Genomic DNA, 5,339 nt, shown 5'->3' on the forward strand with positions numbered 1-5,339 from the left:
CTACCATCATTACAAAATACAACAGTGTTCCGTTGGTTAAAAAAGTAAATCCGGATTTAACCGATTACACTACCAACAAAGCAATGGAAGGTGTATTCAAAATGATTGCGGTAGAAGAAAAAGACATCCGTAACAACCTGACAGCCAGAAACACCGATTTGTTAAAAAAGGTATTTGCCCTACAAGATCAAAAACAAGGCTAAAATTTTAGAAATCAATAAGATACAAATAACAATTTATTAACACTAACTAAAAAAAAATTATCGGACCTTTGTTATCAAATAGAGAGTTTCTCATTTGGTTAGGGTTAGTTTAAAAAGAATTCCACGCTTTCGGGCGTGGTTTTTTTATGCAATTAATTTAAGCGAAGATGCAATTGTTTGAAATAGTCAAAAGCTTTAACCAATCGGCTTCCGTACCAGGAAAACATTTCACCATCCACAAAAACAGTTTTCGCATGATGGGTGTAACGTCCTAATTCAAAAGCGTGTTCGTCTTTAAACGGAAATGGTTCCGAAGATAATAACACCAAATCCGGATCGCCCTGAATGCGCATTTTCTGGATTACGATTTCAGGATATCTTCCTTCGTATTTAGGATGATTGTCGTAGATGTTTTCGAATTTATTCAGCTTGAGCAATTCATTGATAAAATTATCACCACCCGCCACCATATACGGATTGGCCCAAATAAAGTAAGCCACTTTCTGAACTTCCCTATCTTTCATGAAGTTTTGAAAATCGGCCAAAGCGAAATTCGTTTTATCAATCCACTTTTGAGCATCGGTGCGTTTGTTGAACAACTGTCCGAAATCAGAAATCATTTGCAGGTTGTCCTCAATCGTAATGATATTCGTTACCCAAACCGGACAAATGTCTTTTAACGATTCAACAATCTCAAGCGTATTTTCTTCCTTATTGGCAATGATGATATCCGGTTGTAATTCCTTAATCTTATCGATTTTAACCTGTTTGGTCCCTCCCACTATCTTTTTAGTCGATTTAAAATGAAACGGATGTACGCAGAATTTGGTGATTCCCACGATACTGTCTTCCAATCCCATATCGTAAAGCAATTCGGTTTGGGACGGAACTAAAGAAACTATTCGTTTAGGCGTCTTATTGAAAGTATGTTGCGTTCCGATTTGATCGGTTAAAACTATAGCCACAAATAAATCTAGTTATTAATTTGCAAGAATTTCTTCCATTTCCTGTTGCAGTTTCAGAGCTTCTCCCCTTGCTTTTTCGGCAAAATCAGTTCCGTTTGACGCGTAAATAATTCCGCGGGAAGAGTTTATCAGCAACCCTACATTTTCATTCATTCCGTACTTGCAAACCTCTGCCAGGCTACCGCCTTGAGCGCCTACTCCGGGAACCAAAAGAAAATTGTTCGGAACAATTTTTCGGATTTCGGCAAAATATTCCGCTTTGGTTGCTCCTACCACATACATCAGATTTTTGGAGTTTTTCCAGGATTTGGAAGTTTCAAGAACCACTTTATAAAATTCCTTTCCGTCTACATTTTGCGTCTGAAAATCGAAAGCGCCTTCGTTAGACGTTAATGCTAACATAATAGTATGTTTGTCTTCAAAAGCCAAAAACGGTTCTACGGAATCTTTACCCATATAAGGTGCCACGGTAACCGAATCAAAGTTCAAATCTTTGAAAAACGCTCTCGCATACATGGAAGAAGTATTTCCTATATCACCGCGTTTGGCATCGGCAATAGTGAAAATTTCAGGATACTTTTCGTTGATGTAATTGATGGTTTTTTCAAGTGACTGCCAGCCTTTAATTCCGTATGCCTCATAAAAAGCGGTGTTCGGTTTGTAGGAAACACACAAATCGTGCGTGGCATCGATTATTGCTTTATTGAACTCGAAAATCGGATCCTCGGTTTTCAATAAATGTTCCGGAATCTTATTAAGGTCTACGTCCAAACCGATACACAGGAATGACTTTTTGGATTGAATCTGCTCTTGTAGTTGTTGTGTTGTCATCGTATTTTAGGTACTAAGGCGCTGAGATGCTAAGGTACTTAGGTTCGAAGCGGCAAAAGCGTTGTTTTATTTTTAGTTGCTGAGTGCAAAGTTACAAAGTTGTGGAGTATTTTTCAGTATGTTTTTATCCCATCCGATTCCAAAAGTTCAAATGGCTTCCACTTTAGCCCCGATGGGAGCGTCGCCTTGCAAAGCGGACAGCGGGAAAAAGGATTCCTAAAATGCCCGAACCATTGCTTCGCCAATTCGCTATAGCTCGGGTCGCTCCAAAAAAAAACGCCATCCTTAAAATTCGGTATGGCGTCTTTATTCTTATCTCTTGTTTCTTTCTTCTTAAAAGAATTAAAAAACGTCGCTTTCTTTCAGTTTTTCCATATTGTTGACCAACTGGAGTTCGTCAATAAATTTTTGGATTTTACCATTCATAACCCCATCCATATCAAAAACGTCTAAACCAATTCGGTGATCGGTTACACGACCTTGCGAATAATTGTAGGTTCTAATTTTTGCAGAACGGTCACCTGAACTAACTTGCGAAGTACGCTTTACGGCATCTTCCGCTTGCTTTTTCGCCAATTCCTGTTCGTACAAACGGGAACGTAAAACCTCTAACGCCCTGTCTTTATTTTTATGCTGTGATTTCTGATCCTGACACTGTGCCACCAATCCGGTTGGGATGTGTGTTAAACGCACGGCTGATTTTGTCGTATTTACCGACTGACCACCGGGACCAGACGAACAGAAGAAATCAACACGAACTTCGTTCATATCGATCTGTACGTCAAACTCTTCCGCTTCCGGAAGCACCATAACTGTTGCTGCAGAAGTGTGTACACGTCCTTGCGTTTCCGTTTGCGGTACACGTTGTACACGGTGCACACCCGCTTCAAATTTCAAAGTTCCGTAAACATCTTCACCGGTAACTTCAAAAATCACCTCTTTGAATCCGCCCGAAGTCCCTTCGTTCATATCTACCACCGAAGTCCTCCAACCTTTGCTTTCGCAATATTTGGTGTACATACGGAACAAATCTCCGGCAAAAATGGAAGCCTCATCCCCACCGGTACCGGCACGGATTTCCACCATTACGTTTTTGGCATCTTCCGTATCTTTCGGAATCAACATGAATTTGATTTCCTCTTCCAGTTGCGGCAGACGTTCTTTGGCTTCTTCCAATTGCATTTTAGCCATTTCCACCATTTCGGCATCAGAACCATCGGCAATAATTTCCTGAGCTTCTTTGATATTCCCGTCGATATTGATATACTCCTCGCGTTTTTCAACCAAGGCTTTCAAATCTTTGTATTCTTTATTCAACTGAACATAACGCTTTTGGTCGGCGATAACATCGGGCTGGATAATCAAGTCCGAAATTTCGTCGAAACGCTGTTTCACATATTGCAATCTGTCTAACATAATTCTATACGCTGTTTTCGGGTGCAAAGTTACAAAAAAAACACGTTTAAAAAACACTGAAAATCGGCACATATTTTTTTGTAAAATATTAGTCAATTTATATACCTTTATCCCGTTTAAAATCCCGAATGAAAATGAAAAAATTTACTGTTGCATTAGCCGTAATTTCACTGGCTGCATGTAACCAAAGAAAGGAGAGTTCACTGCAAATAGGTGAACCGGAAGAGATTGTAACCAAAACGTACGAACAGCTTGAAAAAGCAGATTGGCTTTTGGGTGAATGGGAAAATGCTTCTGCGAAAGGCAGTTTAACCGAGACTTGGAAACAGGAAAATGACAGTACTTTTATTGGTGAAACTTTTTTTACGGCACCAATTGACACCATTTTTCATGAAAATTTTGTCTTGCAGCAAAAGAACGACAGCTTAATTTACAATGTAACGGTAAAAGGACAAAACAACGACAAACCGGTTCCCTTTTACATGACCAGTATCGACGACGAACAGGTGGTTTTTGAAAATCCGAAACATGATTTCCCAAGTAAGATTACTTACTACCTAATTTCCTCCGACAGTTTAGTTGCTGAAATTTCCGGAATGAAAGACGGAAAAGAAAGCAAGGAAAGTTATCCGATGAAGAAAAAATAATCCATTTCAATTAAAACCCTCGAACAAATCGAGGGTTTTTTATTAACAATAAATTGAAAATCAACAAGTAATAAAAATATCACAAATTTTATTTAAAATAAGTCTAAATAAATTTTGCATATAATTTATCCAGCAATTAGTTTTGTGTCGAAATATTATTTTAATTTATTCTAAATAAAAATGAAAAAACTAATTCTACCCATTTCTATTTTACTCATCGGGTTACAATTGAGTGCGCAGGAAAAGGACAAACAAACCCAAAACGACTCTATTAAGAAACTTGATGAAGTTATCGTTAACGGTAAGGTAAACAAATACAAAAGAGAAAAAAGTACTACCGTTTCGAAAATGCCTTTATTGGACATTGAAAACCCACAGGTTTATAATGTGGTTACAGGTGAACTTCTTAAAGAGCAAGTGGTTACCAATTTTAACGAAGCCTTAAAAAATGCCACCGGTGTTACCCGTCTGTGGGAAACTACAGGTAGAAATGGTGACGGAGCCGAATATTTTACCATGAGAGGTTTTGCAGTACAGCCAACCATGGTAAACGGATTGCCTGCCTTGACCAATACTACGATTGATCCGATTAACATTGACAATGTTGAAGTAATCAAAGGACCATCGGGAACTTTATTCGGAAGCAGTGTTATTTCTTATGGAGGTTTAATCAACATTGTCACCAAAAAACCGTATCAGAAATTTGCAGGAGAAATAAGCTATAACTCAGGAACATACGGATTGAACCGAATAACAGCTGACATTAATGTTCCGGCTAACGACAAGGTGGCTTTTAGGGTAAATACCGCCTATTCAACCGAAGAAACGTTCCAGGATGCCGGTTTTTCAAACGCATTCTTCATTGCTCCTTCCCTGAAATATGAAGTCAGCGATCGATTAACCTTTTTAATCAACACCGAATTTTATAAAAACACTTCGGCAAAACAATCAATGTTATTCTTAAGCAGGTATTCTCCATTGTCGTTCCACAGCATGGATTTATTCGACAAAAACTATAAAAGATCATTCACTTCAAATGATTTAACGATGCAGAATAACTCATTCAATATGCAGGCTCAAGCATTGTATAAATTGTCGGAGAATTGGACTTCTCAAACTGTTTTGTCAAAAAGCACAGCCCGAACAAGTGGTTATTACCATTATTTATGGGATTCTGCCAATGGCGATGAATTTACACGTTTCATATCGAATGCCAATGGGGTATTTTACACTACTGACATCCAACAGAATTTCATCGCTGATTTCAAAATCGGAAG

At 38.4% G+C, this 5,339-nt stretch carries 6 protein-coding genes; 3 read left to right on the forward strand and 3 right to left on the reverse strand.

Annotated features, from left to right (window positions below; genetic code table 11):
- Positions 1 to 203, forward strand: a 203-nt coding sequence (locus VLB74_RS12005; protein ID WP_325203698.1) for a DUF4197 family protein, incomplete at its 5' end; no start/stop codon positions are given.
- Positions 204 to 355: 152 nt separating this feature from the next.
- Here VLB74_RS12005 and VLB74_RS12010 read toward each other — a convergent pair.
- The 3 genes from VLB74_RS12010 to prfA all read right to left on the reverse strand — a co-directional run bounded on the left by VLB74_RS12010 (position 356) and on the right by prfA (position 3,415).
- Complete coding sequence (locus tag VLB74_RS12010) at positions 356 to 1,162, reverse strand: ABC transporter substrate-binding protein (RefSeq protein ID WP_414655603.1); 807 nt, start codon at positions 1,160 to 1,162, stop codon at positions 356 to 358.
- Between the two features lie 21 nt (positions 1,163 to 1,183).
- On the reverse strand, positions 1,184 to 1,999 hold the full coding sequence (gene pyrF / locus VLB74_RS12015; RefSeq protein WP_325203700.1) for an orotidine-5'-phosphate decarboxylase: 816 nt from the start codon (positions 1,997 to 1,999) through the stop codon (positions 1,184 to 1,186).
- A 342-nt stretch (positions 2,000 to 2,341) separates the two neighbouring features.
- Entirely contained in the window at positions 2,342 to 3,415 is a 1,074-nt protein-coding gene (prfA, locus tag VLB74_RS12020) for a peptide chain release factor 1 (RefSeq protein ID WP_325203701.1), read from the reverse strand.
- Between the two features lie 134 nt (positions 3,416 to 3,549).
- Here prfA and VLB74_RS12025 point away from each other — a divergent pair, with 134 nt between their 5' ends.
- Positions 3,550 to 4,062 (forward strand): DUF6265 family protein, encoded by a 513-nt coding sequence (locus tag VLB74_RS12025; protein ID WP_325203702.1) that lies wholly within the window; start codon positions 3,550 to 3,552, stop codon positions 4,060 to 4,062.
- A gap of 180 nt (positions 4,063 to 4,242) precedes the next feature.
- On the forward strand, positions 4,243 to 5,339 hold a 1,097-nt coding region (locus tag VLB74_RS12030; RefSeq protein WP_325203703.1), incomplete at its 3' end, for a TonB-dependent siderophore receptor.

The sequence above is a fragment of the Flavobacterium sp. genome, assembly GCF_035456225.1.
In the GTDB taxonomy this organism is placed as follows: domain Bacteria; phylum Bacteroidota; class Bacteroidia; order Flavobacteriales; family Flavobacteriaceae; genus Flavobacterium.